At 69.0% G+C, this 15,301-nt stretch carries 15 protein-coding genes; 11 read left to right on the forward strand and 4 right to left on the reverse strand.

Annotation, left to right across the window (positions count from 1 at the left end; all coding sequences use genetic code 11):
- Positions 1–151: 151 nt before the first annotated feature.
- Entirely contained in the window at positions 152–1,693 is a 1,542-nt protein-coding gene (locus tag ACMGEZ_RS10360) for an ABC transporter permease/substrate-binding protein (protein WP_436822195.1), read from the reverse strand.
- A 103-nt stretch (positions 1,694–1,796) separates the two neighbouring features.
- Here ACMGEZ_RS10360 and ACMGEZ_RS10365 point away from each other — a divergent pair, with 103 nt between their 5' ends.
- Both ACMGEZ_RS10365 and ACMGEZ_RS10370 read left to right on the forward strand, forming a co-directional pair.
- Complete coding sequence (locus ACMGEZ_RS10365) at positions 1,797–2,588, forward strand: alpha/beta fold hydrolase (protein ID WP_436822196.1); 792 nt, start codon at positions 1,797–1,799, stop codon at positions 2,586–2,588.
- Between the two features lie 34 nt (positions 2,589–2,622).
- Complete coding sequence (locus ACMGEZ_RS10370) at positions 2,623–3,765, forward strand: ROK family protein (RefSeq protein ID WP_436822197.1); 1,143 nt, start codon at positions 2,623–2,625, stop codon at positions 3,763–3,765.
- A 64-nt stretch (positions 3,766–3,829) separates the two neighbouring features.
- On the opposite strand, the gene ACMGEZ_RS10375 is transcribed toward ACMGEZ_RS10370, so the two are convergent.
- Genes ACMGEZ_RS10375 through ACMGEZ_RS10385 form a run of 3 tightly spaced genes read right to left on the reverse strand, consistent with a single transcriptional unit; the run spans position 3,830 to position 7,060 of the window.
- Positions 3,830–5,206 carry a phospholipase D-like domain-containing protein gene (locus tag ACMGEZ_RS10375; protein ID WP_436822198.1) on the reverse strand — a complete coding sequence of 459 codons (1,377 nt, stop codon included), beginning with the start codon at positions 5,204–5,206 and terminating at the stop codon, positions 3,830–3,832.
- 16 nt (positions 5,207–5,222) lie between these two features.
- Positions 5,223–5,900, reverse strand: a complete 678-nt coding sequence (locus tag ACMGEZ_RS10380) for a glutathione S-transferase family protein (RefSeq protein ID WP_436822199.1) — start codon at positions 5,898–5,900, stop codon at positions 5,223–5,225.
- A gap of 38 nt (positions 5,901–5,938) precedes the next feature.
- A complete protein-coding gene (locus ACMGEZ_RS10385) occupies positions 5,939–7,060 on the reverse strand; it encodes a 5-methyltetrahydropteroyltriglutamate--homocysteine S-methyltransferase (RefSeq protein WP_436822200.1) in 1,122 nt (373 codons plus the stop codon).
- Between the two features lie 145 nt (positions 7,061–7,205).
- Here ACMGEZ_RS10385 and ACMGEZ_RS10390 point away from each other — a divergent pair, with 145 nt between their 5' ends.
- The 9 genes from ACMGEZ_RS10390 (at position 7,206) to ACMGEZ_RS10430 (ending at position 15,280) form a co-directional block, all read left to right on the forward strand.
- Positions 7,206–8,312 carry an aromatic ring-hydroxylating dioxygenase subunit alpha gene (locus ACMGEZ_RS10390; RefSeq protein WP_436822201.1) on the forward strand — a complete coding sequence of 369 codons (1,107 nt, stop codon included), beginning with the start codon at positions 7,206–7,208 and terminating at the stop codon, positions 8,310–8,312.
- On the forward strand, positions 8,309–9,061 hold the full coding sequence (locus tag ACMGEZ_RS10395) for a GntR family transcriptional regulator (RefSeq protein ID WP_436822202.1): 753 nt from the start codon (positions 8,309–8,311) through the stop codon (positions 9,059–9,061). Before ACMGEZ_RS10390 ends, ACMGEZ_RS10395 begins: the two co-directional genes overlap by 4 nt.
- A gap of 16 nt (positions 9,062–9,077) precedes the next feature.
- On the forward strand, positions 9,078–10,088 hold the full coding sequence (locus ACMGEZ_RS10400) for a PDR/VanB family oxidoreductase (protein ID WP_436822203.1): 1,011 nt from the start codon (positions 9,078–9,080) through the stop codon (positions 10,086–10,088).
- A 156-nt stretch (positions 10,089–10,244) separates the two neighbouring features.
- Entirely contained in the window at positions 10,245–11,417 is a 1,173-nt protein-coding gene (locus ACMGEZ_RS10405) for an ABC transporter substrate-binding protein (RefSeq protein WP_436822204.1), read from the forward strand.
- A gap of 36 nt (positions 11,418–11,453) precedes the next feature.
- Positions 11,454–12,329: a branched-chain amino acid ABC transporter permease gene (locus tag ACMGEZ_RS10410; RefSeq protein WP_436822205.1), complete on the forward strand. Its 876-nt coding sequence runs from the start codon at positions 11,454–11,456 to the stop codon at positions 12,327–12,329.
- Entirely contained in the window at positions 12,326–13,366 is a 1,041-nt protein-coding gene (locus tag ACMGEZ_RS10415; protein ID WP_436822206.1) for a branched-chain amino acid ABC transporter permease, read from the forward strand. Before ACMGEZ_RS10410 ends, ACMGEZ_RS10415 begins: the two co-directional genes overlap by 4 nt.
- Positions 13,363–14,121, forward strand: a complete 759-nt coding sequence (locus tag ACMGEZ_RS10420) for an ABC transporter ATP-binding protein (protein WP_436822207.1) — start codon at positions 13,363–13,365, stop codon at positions 14,119–14,121. The genes ACMGEZ_RS10415 and ACMGEZ_RS10420 overlap by 4 nt, the downstream gene beginning before the upstream one ends.
- A complete protein-coding gene (locus ACMGEZ_RS10425; protein ID WP_436822208.1) occupies positions 14,114–14,818 on the forward strand; it encodes an ABC transporter ATP-binding protein in 705 nt (234 codons plus the stop codon). Before ACMGEZ_RS10420 ends, ACMGEZ_RS10425 begins: the two co-directional genes overlap by 8 nt.
- 54 nt (positions 14,819–14,872) lie before the next feature.
- Complete coding sequence (locus ACMGEZ_RS10430) at positions 14,873–15,280, forward strand: SRPBCC family protein (protein WP_436822564.1); 408 nt, start codon at positions 14,873–14,875, stop codon at positions 15,278–15,280.
- The last annotated feature ends 21 nt before the right edge of the window (positions 15,281–15,301 follow it).

Here is a 15,301-nt window from a genome sequence, read left to right on the forward strand (position 1 = left end):
CTTTGGTTACTTTCTTTGGCGAGACAAAGAAAGTGACTCGCCCGCCGGGGCGAAATCCCGGCTCCGCACTCAACACACCAGCAACGCACGAATCGACAGGCAGAGTGCCCCGCAAAGGGGGAGGGAGTAAGTCAACGGGCGAGGGAACAAGTCAACCAGACCGCCCCCGACGAAGCCAGTACTCGATCCCCTCGAACACCCCTTCACTCAGCAACGCCAGCACCGCCGCCGGCACCGCCCCCGCCACCAGCAACTCGCGGTCATTCAAGGCCAGCCCCGTCACGATCCTTTCCCCAAACCCGCCCGCGCCGATAAAAGCAGCAATCGTCGCCGTCCCGATCGCAATCGCCGTCGCCGTCCGCACGCCCGCCAACAGCGTCGGCAGCGCGAGCGGCAGCAGCACCAGCCGGAGGCTCTGCCCGCCCGTCATGCCCAGCGCCGTGCCGGCCATTCGCAGCCCGGCCGGCACCTCGGCCAGGCCAGTCACGGTGTTGCGCATGATGGGCAGCAGCGAATAGAGCGTGAGCGCGATCAGCGCCGGCACGGTGCCGATGGCGCCGATGAGCGAGATCAGCACCGCCAGCAGCGCCAGGGAGGGCACGGTCTGCAGGAGGCCGGCAAGGCCGAGCACGATGGCTCGCAGCCGCAGGTGCGGGAACACGGCAATCCCCAGCGGCACGGCGACCAGGATCGCCAGCCCCACCGAGATCGCCACCAGCAGAAGATGCTGGCGCGCGAGCCGTCCGAGGTCGGGGCCGAAGAGCTTGGCGGCGAAGCCGCGCGCACCGTCGCTGCCGGCAGTGCCTGTAGTGCCGGCCTTCCCGCCCATGCCGCCTTGCGCCAGGAAATCGCGCGCGATCACGTCGAAGGCCACGCCCTGCAGCTCGGCGCGCGCGTTCATCGCGATCATCGCGCGCTCGTCGATGCGGCCCTCGAGCTTCTGCAGCGCGGCCCAGGCCGCCGGCCAGCGCGTGGGCACGTCGAGCCGGTACAGCACCACCGCGTCGTAGCGCGGGAAGTAGGCGCGGTCGTCGGTCAGCACGCGCAGGCCGAGGTGGTCGATCTTGGCGTCCGTGGTGTAGATGTCGATGACGTCCACCTGCTTCGCCGCGATCGCGTCGTACGCCAGGCCATGGTCCAGGCCGGTCGGCTTCTGCGTGAAGCCGTAGCGCGCAGCCAGGCCTTGCCAGCCATCGGCGCGGCCGATGAATTCGTTGGACAGTCCCAGCCGCAGATCGGGATGGCGCGCCAGCTCGCTGAGGGTGCGCACGCCGAGCCGGTCGGCATCGGCCGCGCGCATGGCGAGCGCGTAGCCGTCGTTGAAGCCGAGCGGGATCGCGATGCCCAGGCCGAGCGGCGCGAGCGCGGCGCTCATGGCCTCGCGCGTCATGGGCTGCGGGTTCTTGAGGATCTCCAGTGCCACCGTGCCGGTGTATTCGGCGTACAGGTCGATGCTGCCCGAGCGCAGGGCCTCGTAGACGATCGCGGTGTTCCCCAGGCCCTGCCGCAGCCGGGGCGGGGCCGGCAGGTGCGGCGCGGCGGTCTGCGCCAGCACCTCGGCCAGGATGTAGGACTCGGTGAAGCGCTTGGAGCCGATGTCCAGGCGCGCGTCCTGCGCCTGCGAAGGCGCCGCTGCGCAGAGCAGGCCCAGGCAGAACAAGGCGAGAAGCCGCAGTTGGCGCAGGCAATGCATGCGGCGCAGTGTATCGATGCACTGCGGATCGCGACAGGTCGCCTTCCTACAGGAGATCGTGTGCGAGGCTGATGCATGCCATGGCACGTGCCCCCACAGTGCCATGGTGCTCATCAACTACGTCCGGCGTGGCCAAGGCAAGTCGCTGTTGCTCGTCCATGGACTGGGCAGCAGCTGGCGTTCGTGGCAGGGGATCATGGAACCGCTGGCCGCTCGGCGCAGCGTGACCGCGATCGACCTGCCCGGCTTCGGCAAGAGCCCGCCGCTGGACGGAGAGGTCTCGGTGCAGACGCTGGCCGACGCGCTCGCGCAGTTCCTGCGGGAGCACGAGCTGATCGGCACCGATGCGGTCGGCAGCTCGGTGGGGGCGCGACTGCTGCTCGAGCTGGCAAGCCGCGGCGGCGTGCTGGGGTCGGTGGTGTCGCTGGGGCCGGGCGGCTTCTGGCTCGGGTGGGAGCGCTTCCTCTTCGCCGCGTCCGTGTGGTTCTCGCACCGGCTGGCGCACAGCCTGCAATTTGCCATGCCCACCCTCATCGCGCACCGCTGGTCGCGCAGGCTGCTGCTGGCGCGGTTCTCGGTGCAGCCGGACGCGCTGTCGCCTTCCATGGTGCTCGAGGAAATGCGCAGCTATGCGTCCGCACGCTCCTACGGCGCGGTGCTGCGCGCGCTCCTGCGCGAGCCGGCACGGCAGGGCGCGGATGCGGGCAGCCTGACCAGGCCGCTGGTGATCGGCTGGGGGCGGCTCGACCGCATCTGCCTGCCGCGGCAGGCAGCGCGTGCGCTGGAGCTCTTTCCCGGAGCACGCCTGCACTGGTTCGAGCGCTGCGGCCATTTTCCGCACTGGGACGCGCCCGAGGAAACCACGCGCCTTATCCTCGAAGCCACGGCCGACTGACCGACAACCCACCCGAAAACCTCCGAAGGACTGCATGGCTCCCAAGAACGAGACGCACAAGGCGCGACCGAAGAAGAGCAACAACGACAGCAACAACCGATACGCGCCGACGGCGCCATCGGCCGACATCCATGGAGCGAAGGAACTGCCGGCGGTGGTGGTGGAGGGCTACAGCCTCCAGTTGCGCGGCGAGGACGGTTTCCTGGGCGACCAGGCCAGCCAGACGGCTTTCCGCGAGCTGCTGGAGCGCTGGCGCCAGCGCGTGCGCAAGAAGGGCAAGCGCGACCCGCTGGGCCAGCAGCACTCCAAGGACCTGGCGAAGGGCACGCTCGACGCGGCGTTGAAGGCGGGCAAGGCCACCGAGGCCACCGACGTGGTGCATGCCGTCATCGAGGAGTTCGCCGAGTCGCTGGCCGAAGTCATCCAGAGCTTCCTGCGCCAGCCTTCATGGCAGGGCGTGGAGCGCATCGTGATCGGCGGCGGCTTTCCGGAAAGCGACGTGGGCGAGCGGGCGGTGCTGCAGGCGGCCGCCATCCTCCAGGAGATGAAGGTGCAGGTCGAGCTCGCACGCATCTGCCACGAACCCGACGATGCCGGGCTGCTCGGCTGGCTGCACCTCACGCCGCCCGAGCTGCTGGAGCACTACGACGCCATCCTCGCGCTCGACATCGGCGGCACCAACGTGCGCTGCGGCATCGTGAAGACGCGCCAAAAACGTGCGGCCGATTTGTCGAAGGCGAAGGTGGTCCGGCGCGAGAAGTGGCGCCACGCCGACGACGGGCCGAACCGCCGCACGCTGGTTGCAAGGCTGGCGGAGATGCTCGAAGAGCAGGTGCACTATTGCAAGAAGGAGGGCATCCGGCTCGCGCCCTTCGTGGGTATCGGCTGCCCGGGGCTGATCCGCAAGGACGGCTCGATCGCGCGAGGCGCGCAGAACATGCCCGGCGACTGGACCAGCGAGCACTTTCACCTGCCCACGGAGCTGGCCAAGAAGATCCCGACCATCCGCGGCGTGCCGACCATGGCGCTGATGCACAACGACGCGGTGGTGCAGGGGCTCAGCGAGCTGCCCTTCATGCGCGACGTGAAGCGCTGGGCGGTGCTGACCATCGGCACCGGGTTGGGGAATGCGAGCTATACCAACCTGGAACCGCCTGCGAAGTCCGGCGGGTCCTAGCTTTGCGCCTTGCCCTGCACGCCGTTGACGCGGCCTTCACTCCCGAATTGGCCGTTACGGCCCACTAGAGCTGAAACGCGATCGTCAGCAGCAGGCCCTCTGCCACGTCGCGCACCAGGCCGGGCCGCCGCGCGCGGTAGGTCTCGCCGGCCGAGGCGGTGGTCTCGATCCACTGCGCGAGCCAGTCGATGTGCTCGGCGCCGTAGAACACCACGGCCGCCTCGTGGTTCAGCAGCAGGCTGCGCATGTCGAGGTTGATCGAACCGCACAGCGCCAGCTGCTCGTCCATCACGACGGCCTTGGCGTGCGCCATGAAGGGGAGCATGCGGAAGCTGACGCCGGCGCGCGCGAGGTCGCGCATGGCCCGGGCGCGCACGAAGTCGGCGAGCGGGTGGTTGGATCGCGCCGGCATCGCGATCGTGACCTGCACGCCGCGCCGAGCTGCCAGCCGCAGCGCGTCGCGCAGGCCGTCGCCGGGCACGAAGTACGGCGTGATGGCGAGCAGCCGGTGCTCCGCGCGGAAGCAGGCGTCGATCAGCAGCGCATGGGCCGTGTCCTCGGTCTGGTCGGGCCCGCTGGGAAGAAACTGGGCGAGCTCGCCCGCCGGCGGTGCGGCGGCGGCGATGGCGCGCGGCTTGCGCCCGCGCACCGAGGCCCAGTCGTGGTCGAACTGGCGCGCCGCCGCCGCGGCCACGCTGCCCCGGAGGTCGAAGGACAGGTCGCGCCAGGGCTGCGGGTGCTCGTCGTTGCCGAGGAAGTACTCGCCTGCGAGGTTGCGCCCGCCCGACCAGAGCCAGCTGTCGTCCGCGATGATGAGCTTGCGGTGATTGCGCAGGTTGCGCGGGCCCGTGCGGCGCAGGCTGAAGATGGGGCGGAACACGGCGACGTCCGCGCCGGCCTCGCGCAGCGTGTCGAAGTGATGGCGCGGCAGCGACAGGGCGCCGAAGCCGTCGAGCAGCACGCGCACCTTGACGCCCTCGCGCGCGCGCCGCGACAGCCGGTTGATCGCTTCATGGCCCAACGCATCGTCGCCGATGATGAAGGTGCACACGTCGATGCGCGTGCGCGCACCCTCGATCACCTCCCACAACGCATCGCGTGCCGCGCCGCCGTCGGCGTGGAAGCGCACCGCGGCGGGCCCGGGCGGTGCGAGGCCGAAGCTCTCGATCAGGTCGGCCGCCCAATGCCCGGCCGGGATCGAGCGCGGCGGCCGCGGCGAACCCGCCGGCCGCAGCTTGCGCTGGCCGAACAACAGGTACATGGGGAGGACGAGGTAGGGCATCAGCGCCAGGCCCATGACCCAGGCGATCGCGGTGGCGGGGGCGCGGTGCTCGCGCCGCCCTCGGGTCGTCAGCACATAGACCAGCAGCGCGAAGGTGACGACCAGCAGGTGCTGCGACGGCGAGGGCAGCCAGTCCAGCCAGTCGTCGATGCGGTTCACGCGACGAAGGCCCGATTCAGGAGTTGACCGGCACCAGGTGCGACTGGAGGGCGGCGGGCACGGGCCGTCCCTCCGAGGCGAGGAAGCGCATCATCGGCCCGACCACGGCGCGCACCGCGGGACGCGCGCCCACGCGCTCGCGCCAGGCCAGCAGGCGCGGCGTGGCCTCCGTCATGCCGGCACCCTTGCGGTCTGCGAAGACCTGCGCCATGTAGAAGGCGATGTCGGCGAAGGTGTAGGGGCCGGCCAGGTGGTCGGCGTGCGCGAGCCGCTCTTCCATCTGCTCGTAGAAGCGCGCGCAGGCGGCGCAGGCCGTGACTGCTGCTTCGCTGCGCATGTCGTGCTGCAGGCCCATCAGCTTGATCACGTGCGGGAAGAAGACCTCGTCGGACAGGTGCTCGAGCTGGCGGGCACGGGCGCGGCCGGCAACGTCACGCGGCCACAGCGGCGGCTCGGGCACCTTGTCCTCGAGGTACTCGAAGATCTGCGTGGAGTCGAAGACCTCCACCTCGCCATCGATCAGCACGGGCACCTGCCGCTTGGGATTGACCCGCAGCACCTCGGGGTGCTTGGGCAGGTAGTTGTCGCCCTTGTCGAAAGGCACCATGACGGTTTCGATCGCGATGCCTTTTTCGAGCGCCGCGATGTGGGCCTTGGCGCCGAACATGCTGAGGGGGCCGGTGAAGAGCTTCATGAGGCGCGATCATGCCGCGACTTCACCCGGCATGCACCTCAGGCGGAGCCCCAGACCTCCCGCGCCGTCTCGACCACCAGCCGCAGCTTGTTGCGCTGATCCTCCACCGCGATCTTGTTGCCATGCACCGTGCTGGAGAAACCGCACTGCGGCGACAGCGCCAGCTGCTCCAGCGGCACGTACTTGGCAGCAGCCTCGATGCGTTCCTTGAGCTCGTCCTTGTCTTCCAGCTGGCCGAACTTGGTGGTCACCAGCCCCAGCACGACGGTCTTGCCCTTGGGCAGGAAGCGCAGCGGCCGGAAGTCGCCCGAGCGCGCGTCGTCGTACTCGAGGAAGTAGGCGTCCAGGTCCATCTCCTTGAGCAGGGCCTCGGCCACGGGCTCATAGTTGCCGGCCGCGGCATGGGTGCTCTTGAAGTTGCCGCGGCACAGGTGCATCGCCAGCGTCATGCCCGCGGGCTTCTGCGCCACCACCTTGTTGATGAAGGCGGCGTAGCGGTGCGGGAGCTCGTTGGGGTCGTCGCCGCGCTGGCGGGCCGCCTCGCGCATCTTCTCGTCGCACAGGTAGGCGAGGTTGGTGTCGTCCATCTGCACGTAGGTACAGCCGGCCTCGGCCAGCGAGCGCAGCTCGTCGCCGTAGGCACGGGCCACGTCGTCGTAGAAGGTCGGGTCGAGCTCGGGGTAGGCCTCCTTGCTGATCCCGGCGCGGCCGCCGCGGAAATGCAGCATGGTGGGCGAGGGGATGGTGACCTTGGGCGTGTTGCCGGGCGAGACCTGGCTCTTGAGGTACTGGAAGTCGGCGAGCTGGATGGCCTTGGCGTGGGTGACCTTGTCGATGACGCGCATCACCGGTGGCGCGAGCTCTTCGGTGCCGTCCGGCTTGCGGATGGTGACCGGGATGTCGGTCTTCACACCGCCGAGCTGCTCGAGGAAGTCGATGTGGAAGTAGGTCCGGCGGAACTCGCCGTCGGTGATGCTCTTGAGGCCGATGTCCTCCTGGAACTTCACGATCTCGGTGATGGCCTTGTCTTCGACCTTGCGAAGCTGTTCGGGCGTGATCTCGCCCTTGGCTTTCTGCTCGCGGGCTTCGAGCAGGTACTGGGGGCGCAGGAAGCTGCCGACGTGGTCGTAGCGGGCAGGCAGGCGGGCATGTTCGGACATGGTGGGCTCCGTCGAATCTGGAAAAGAACGACCGATCGTAAACGCTCGGCAATTGGCGAGACTGAATACAGTCGGATCAGTGTTTTCCCTCAAACGAGCGCGTAAGTATTGGAAGTTCAGTGTTCATTGTATACATTGCGTATCCATGAACTCCAAAAGTCCTTTTCCTCTCGACGCCTGGTACGCGGCCGCCTACGACGTCGAGGTCAAGCACAGCCTGCTGGCCCGCACCATCTGCAACCAGAAGCTGGTGCTGTACCGGCGCAACGATGGCCAGGTGGCCGCGCTGGAGGACGCCTGCTGGCACCGCCTGATGCCGCTGTCCCTCGGCCGGCTGGAAGGCGACGAGCTGGTCTGCGGCTACCACGGCCTGGTCTACAACAGCCAGGGCCGCTGTACCCACATGCCGAGCCAGGAGACGCTCAATCCGTCGGCCTGCGTGCGCGCCTACCCGGTGGTGGAGAAGCACCGCTTCGTCTGGGTCTGGCCCGGCGACCCTGCCAAGGCCGACCCGGCGCTGGTGCCCGACATGCACTGGAACGACGACCCGGCCTGGGCCGGCGACGGCAAGATGATCCGCGTGGCTTGCGACTACCGCCTGGTGGTCGACAACCTGATGGACCTCACGCACGAGACCTTCGTGCACGGCTCCTCCATCGGCAACCGCGCGGTGGCCGAGGCGCCTTTCGTCGCGACGCACGGCGACCGATCGGCCACGGTCACGCGGTGGATGGAGAACATCGACGCGCCGCCGTTCTGGGCTGCGCAGATCCGGCATGCCCGCAGCTACGAGGGCAAGGTCGACCGCTGGCAGATCATCCGCTTCGAGGGCCCGTGCACCGTCAACATCGACGTGGGCGTCGCACCGGCGGGCAGCGGCGCAGTGCCGCGCGAGGGGCATCCGGGCGACCGCAGCGGGGGCGTGAACGGCTACGTGCTCAACACCATCACGCCCGAGACCGACAAGACCTGCCTCTATTTCTGGGCCTTCGCTCGCAACTACTGCATCGGCGAACAGCGGCTCACGCACGAGCTGCGCGAGGGCGTGGCCAGCATCTTCCGCGAGGACGAGCTGGTGCTCGAGGCACAGCAGCGCGCGATGGACGAGCGCCCCGGACGCGATTTCAACAATCTCAACATCGACGCCGGCGCGATGTGGGCCCGCCGGCTGATCGACCAGATGATCGCGAAGGAGCGGCCGTCCACGCCCACCATCCCGATCCGGCCGGCGCCGGTGACGGAGGGCGCGTGAGCGGCGGCGTCGAAGCCGGCGAGGCCGGCAGCTCGCAGGCCGTCAAGGCCCAGTTGCGGCTGCGCGAGATGGTGCTGGCCGGCGAGCTGCCGGGCGGCGCGCGCATCGCCGAGGTGGCGATCTCGGAGCAACTGGGCGTCTCGCGCACGCCGGTGCGCAGCGCGCTCATGCGGCTGGAGCAGGAAGGCCTGCTCGAAGCCCTGCCGAATGGCGGCTATGCAGTGCGCACTTTCTCCGAGCGCGACGTCGCCGATGCCATCGAGCTGCGCGGCACGCTCGAAGGCCTGTCGGCGCGGCTGGCGGCCGAGCGCGGCGCGGCGCCCGTGGTGCTGCGCGAGGCGCGCGCCTGCCTGCGTCGCATCGACGAACTGTTGAAGGAGCCGGCGCTCGACGACGCCGCCTTCTCGCGCTATGTCGAATTCAACGGCCAGTTCCATCGGCTGCTGTCGGAGATGGCCGGCAGCCCGCTGCTCGCGCAGCAGATGGAGCGCGTGATCAACCTTCCCTTCGCATCGCCCTCCGCCTTCGTGGTGGTGCAGGCCAACTCGCCGGCCGCGCGCGACATGCTCGTGATCGCGCAGGACCAGCACGGCCAGGTGCTGGACGCGATCGAGAACCGCGAAGGCTCGCGCGCCGAGTCGCTGATGCGCGAGCACAGCCGCCTGGCCCAGCGCAATCTGCGCGAGGCGCTGCACGGCGCACACAACCATCCTCTGCCGGGTGTGCAACTGATCCGCCGGCGGGCCTGAAGACACCATTTTTGCGATGAACAGCGAAATCCACTGGATGCCTGCGCGCATCACGGCCTGCCGCGACGTGACGCCCACCGTGCGCGAGTTCGAGCTCACGCCCGAATCGAGCGTGGCAATGGGCTATGAGCCGGGGTCTCATCTCCAGGTCCAGGTGCTGGTCGGCGCGCCAGGCGCAGGCCGGATGCAGACGCGTCACTACTCGCTGGTCGGCGAGCCGGACGGCCGCTCCTGGCGCATCGCCGTCAAGCGCCTGGACGATGGCCGCGGCGGCTCGCTCGCGATGTGGCGCCTGGCACCTGGCGATCGGCTGCTGGTGACGCAGCCGCAGAACCACTTCGGCCTCGACACCACGGCGCCCGGCTACCTGCTGGTGGCGGGTGGCATCGGCATCACGCCGATGGTCTTCATGGCGCAGCGCCTGAGCGCGCTGGCCGCGCGCAGGGGTGTGCCGGTGCGCATGCTCTACGGCGCGCGAAGTGCCGAGGAGCTGGCCTACCTCCCGGTGCTGCAGCAGGCGCTCGGAGGCTCGCAAGCCACCAGCGTCCAGGCCCACACCGGCAGCGCACCGATCGATTTCGCGACCGAGATCGAGGCCTTGCCGCGCGGCGGCCAGCTCTACACCTGCGGGCCGGTGCCCATGCTGGAGGCCGTCAAGCGCGCCTGGGCGGCGGCCGGCCGGCCGCCTGCGAACCTGCGCTTCGAGACTTTCGGCAGCAGCGGCCGGCTGCCGGCGCAGGCATTCGAAGTGCGCATTCCGCGTCATGGCCTCAGCATCCAGGTACCCGCCGAAAGCAGCTTGCTCGAAGCGCTCGAAGCCGCCGGCGTGCAGACGCTGTGGGACTGCCGCCGCGGCGAATGCGGCCTGTGCGCGATGGACGTGCTCGCGGTCGATGGCGAGATCGACCACCGCGACGTGTTCCTCAGCGAGCAGGAGAAGCGCGAAGGCCGGCGCATCTGCGCCTGCGTGTCGCGCGCGGTCGGCAGCATCACCCTCGATTCCGCATGGCGCCCGGACACGCCGTGAAGGGCCGGAAGCTTTGCGCGATGATCGCGCAAGTGGTCGCTGCATCGCGCAGAATGCAGGTCGCCAGGCCGGTGCTTAGGTGTTTGCCAAGGCGCCAACGTCGTTTCGATTGATCACAATACGCCCCGTTCCGATCCCCATCTCAAGGAGACTTCCATGCAACGTCGCCACCTCCTGCAGGCCGCGAGCCTCACGGCCTTCGCCCTGGCCATGCCGCTGGCGCAGGCCCAGGGCAACACGTTCAAGATCGGCCTCGTGCTGCCGATGACAGGGCAGCAGGCCACCACCGGGCGCCAGATCGAGGCTGCGGCCCGGCTCTACATGGCGCAGAACGGCGACACCGTGGCGGGCAAGAAGATCGAGCTGATCGTCAAGGACGACACCAGCCTGCCCGACGTGACCAAGCGCCTGGCGCAAGAGCTCGTGGTGAACGACAAGGTCAACGTGCTGGCCGGCTTCGGCATCACGCCTTCGGCCATGGCCACCGCGCCCATCGCCACCCAGTCGAAGACGCCGATGGTGGTGATGGCCGCCGCCACCTCCAGCATCACCGAGGCCTCGCCCTACATCGTGCGCACCAGCTTCACGCTGCCGCAGGTCTCGGTCGCGATGGGCGACTGGGCGCCCAAGAACGGCATCAAGTCGGTGGTCACGCTGGTCACCGACTACGGCCCGGGCAACGACGCGGAGAAGTTCTTCGCCGAGCGCTTCCAGCTCAACGGCGGCAAGGTGCTCGACAAGCTGCGCGTGCCGCTGCGCAACCCGGATTTCGCGCCCTTCCTGCAGAAGGTGCGCGATGCCAAGCCCGACGCGCTGTTCGTCTTCGTGCCCTCGGGCGCCGGCGCGGCGGTGATGAAGCAGTTTATCGAGCGCGGCATGGACAAGGCCGGCATCAAGATGATCGCCACCGGCGACGTGACGGACGACGACCAGCTCAACGACATGGGCGACGGGGCGCTGGGCGTGGTCACCACGCACCATTACTCGGCCGCGCATCCTTCCGCGCTCAACAAGAAGTTCGTCGAGGCCTTTCAGAAGGCCAACAAGAACATGCGGCCCAACTTCATGGCGATCGGCGGCTACGACGGCATGCACGTGATCTACGAGGCGCTCAAGGCCACCAAGGGGCAGGGCGGCGGCGACGCGCTGCTGGCGGCGATGAAGGGCCAGCTCTTCGAGAGCCCGCGCGGCCAGGTGCTGATCGATGCGCAGACCCGCGACATCGTGCAGGACGTGTACCTGCGCAAGGTCGAGAAGAAGGACGGGCAGCTCTACAACGTCGAGTTCGACGTGATCAAGGCGGTGAAGGATCCCGGGAAGTCCAAGTAAGTCGCGACTGGATTCGACAGCCCCAACCCAAGCTGCATGCTCACCATCCTCTTTGACGGCATCGCCTACGGCATGCTGCTGTTCGTGCTCGCGGTCGGGCTGGCGGTGACGCTCGGGCTGATGAACTTCATCAACCTCGCGCACGGGGCCTTCGCGATGGCGGGGGGCTACCTGACGGTGTTCGCGATGCAGAAGGCGGGCGTTCCCTTCCTGGTGTGCCTGCCGCTCGCCTTCGTGCTCGTGGGGCTGCTGGGTGCGCTGCTGGAGCGCACGCTGTACCGGCCGATGTACGGCAAGTCGCACCTGGACCAGGTGCTGTTCTCGATCGGGCTGGCGTTCATGGCGGTGGCGGCCATCGACTATTTCGTCGGCTCCTCGCAGCAGAACGTGCATCTGCCCGACTGGCTGCGCGGGCGCACCGAGATCGGCGAGGGCGCGCTGCTGCTGGGCATGGGCCACTACCGCATCTTCATCATCGTGGTGTGCGCGCTGCTCACGGTGGTGCTGCAGCTCATCCTGTCGAAGACGCGCTTCGGCAGCCGGTTGCGCGCCGCGGTGGACGACCCCCGCGTGGCGGCGGGGCTGGGCATCAACGTCAACGTGGTGTTCCTGGCGACCTTCGCGGTGGGCTCGGGCCTGGCCGGGCTCGGCGGCGCGCTGGGCGCCGAGATCCTCGGCATGGACCCGACCTTCCCGCTCAAGTACATGATCTATTTCCTGATCGTGGTCTCGGTCGGCGGCACCTCGTCGATCACCGGGCCGCTGCTGGCCGCGCTGCTGCTGGGCATCGCCGACGTGGCGGGCAAGTACTTCATCCCGAAGATGGGGGCCTTCACGGTCTACCTGCTCATGATCCTGATCCTGATGTGGCGCCCGCAGGGCCTGTTCACCCGGCGGGGTGGTGGCCGATGAGCCGCACGGCCGCTCCGAAGGCTCATGGCACCGTAGCCGCAGGCGAAGGTGCTCCGATAAGCGCCGAGGCGCCGCGCGACGCGCTGCTCGCCCGCACGCGCTGGCGGCCGTGGGAGTTCGTCTTCTGGGCGGTGGTCTTCGTGCTGCCGGGGCTGCTGCCCTCGAAGGCGCTGATGATCAACGAGATCGCGATCATCGCGCTGTTCGCGCTGTCGCTGGACCTGATCCTGGGCTACACCGGCATCGTCTCGCTCGGGCATGCGGCCTTCTTCGGCTTCGGCGCCTACACGTCCGCTCTCTTTGCCAAGCACGTGATGCCCGACCCGACGGTGGGTCTGCTGGTCGCCATCGTCGCCTCGGCCGCGCTCGGCGCCGTGGCCAGCATCACCATCCTCCGCGGCAGCGACCTCACGCGGCTGATGGTCACGCTGGGCACTGCGCTGCTGCTGCTCGAACTGGCCAACAAGCTGGACTGGCTCACCGGTGGCGCGGACGGGCTGCAGGGCGTGGTGATGGGGCCGGTGCTGGGCCTGTTCGAATTCGACCTCTACGGCCGCACGGCGGCGTGGTACTCGCTCGCCGTGCTGTTGCTTTTGTTCCTCGTGATGCGGCGCGTGGTGCAGTCCCCCTTCGGCGCCACGCTCAAGGCGATCCGCGACAACCGGCTGCGCGCGATGGCGATCGGCATCCCCGTGGTCTCGCGCATCGCGGTGATCTACACCGTGGCTGCTGCGGTGGCGGGCGCAGCGGGCGCGCTGCTGGCGCAGACCACCGGCTTCGCCTCGCTCGACGTGCTGGCCTTCGACCGCTCGGCCGACGTGCTGCTGATGCTGGTGATCGGCGGCGTGGGCTGGCTCTACGGCGGCATCGCCGGTGCCATTGTCTTCAAGCTGCTGCAGGACACGCTGTCAACGGTGACGCCGCAGTACTGGATGTTCTGGATCGGTCTGATCCTGGTGCTGCTGGTGCTGGTGGGGCGCGACCGGCTGCTCAGGCCCTGGACGTGGTTCGGCCGGCGGGCGGGTTCGAGGCCATGAGCGATACCGTCCTGTCCGCCACCGGCCTGGTGATGCGCTTCGGCGGCATCACCGCCACCGACAACGTGACGCTGAACCTGCGGCGCGGCGCGCGCCACGCGCTGATCGGCCCCAATGGCGCCGGCAAGACCACGCTGGTCAATCTGCTGACGGGCGTGCTCACGCCGACCGCCGGGCGCATCGTGCTGGAGGGCGAAGACATCACGCGCCTGGCGCCGCATGCCCGCGTCGCGCGAGGCATGGTGCGCACCTTCCAGATCAACCAGCTCTTCGACTCGATGACGCCGCTGGAGACCCTGGCACTGGTCGTGTCCCAGCGCTCGGGCCTGGGTGCGCAGTGGTGGCGGCCGCTGGGCGCGTCGGCGCAGGTCTCGGAGCGGGCGGCGCAGCTGCTGGAGCAGTTCCATCTGAGCGACGTGGCGCGGCAGCCGACGCGGGAGCTGGCCTACGGCAAGCGCCGCCTGCTCGAGATCGCGATCGCGCTGGCCTGCGAGCCGCGCGTGCTGCTGCTGGACGAGCCGGTGGCCGGCGTGCCGGCGGGCGAGCGCGAGGAGCTGCTGCAGACGGTGTCCGCGCTGCCGGCCGATGTCTCGGTGCTGCTGATCGAGCACGACATGGACCTGGTGTTCAGCTTCGCGGACCGCATGACGGTGCTGGTCAACGGAGCCTTGCTCACCGAAGGCGACCCGGACGCGATCGCCCGCGATCCGAAGGTCAAGGAGGTCTACCTGGGCCAGGGGGCAGTGCATGTCTGAACTGCTGCGCATCGAGAAGCTCAGCGCCGGGTACGGAGAGGCCGTGGTGCTGCACGACATTTCGCTCAGCCTCGGCGAAGGCCAGACCCTGGCGCTGCTGGGCCGCAACGGCACCGGCAAGACCACGCTGATCAACACGCTGGCCGGCACGACGCGCCAGCATGGCGGCAGCATCGCGCTGTCGGGCGCGGCGCTGCACAAGCTCTCGCCGCACCAGCGCGCGGCAGCCGGCATCGGCTGGGTGCCGCAGGAGCGCAACATCTTCAAGTCGCTCACGGTGCACGAGAACCTGACCGCAGTCGAACGGCCCGGCCGCTGGAACCCGCAGCGCGTCTACGAGATGTTCCCGCGCCTGGCCGAGCGCAAGCGCAACCTGGGCACGCAGCTGTCGGGCGGCGAGCAGCAGATGCTGGCCGTGGGCCGGGCGCTGGTGGTGAATCCGCGCCTGCTGCTGCTCGACGAGCCGCTCGAGGGGCTGGCGCCGATCCTCGTGGAGGAGCTGCTGCGCGCGATCCGCCGCATCACGCAGGACGAGGGGCTCGCGGCCATCATCGTCGAGCAGCATCCGCAGGCCATCCTCGCGATCTCCGATGAGGCGGTAGTGCTCGACCATGGCACGGTGGTGCATGCCGATCGCGCGGCGGCCTTGCGCGCCCAGCCCGAGGTGCTGGAGCGTTTGCTGGGCGTGGCGCGCTGAGCCTGCGCCGGGCCTACACTGGCCCGACAACGGTCAGCCACAGGAGACTCGAGCATGGCAAGCATTCGACGCGAAACGCAGGTGGCCGCGAGCCCCGCGCAGGTCTGGGAGGTGGTGCGCGACATCGGCACGATCCACCGCCGGCTGGTGCCCGGCTTCGTGACCGACTGCAAGCTGGAGGGCGATGCGCGCATTGTCACCTTCGGCAACGGTGTGGTGGCGCGGGAGGTGATCGTCGATATGGACGATGCCGCGCGGCGGCTGGTCTGGTCGGCCACCGGCGGGCGGCTCAGCCATCACAACGCATCGCTGCAGATCTTCGACGAGGGCGGCGGCCAAAGCCGGCTGGTCTGGATCGCCGATCTGCTCCCGAACGAGATGGCGGAGCCCATCGCCGGCATGATCGACGAGGGCATGCGCGCGATGAAGAAAACGCTGGAGGCGCAGCCGGCCGCTCAGTAGCCTGGGCAGAGCACCTCGCTC

Origin of the sequence: Variovorax stachyos (assembly GCF_051400855.1) — a bacterium.
In the GTDB taxonomy this organism is placed as follows: Bacteria; Pseudomonadota; Gammaproteobacteria; order Burkholderiales; family Burkholderiaceae_C; genus Variovorax.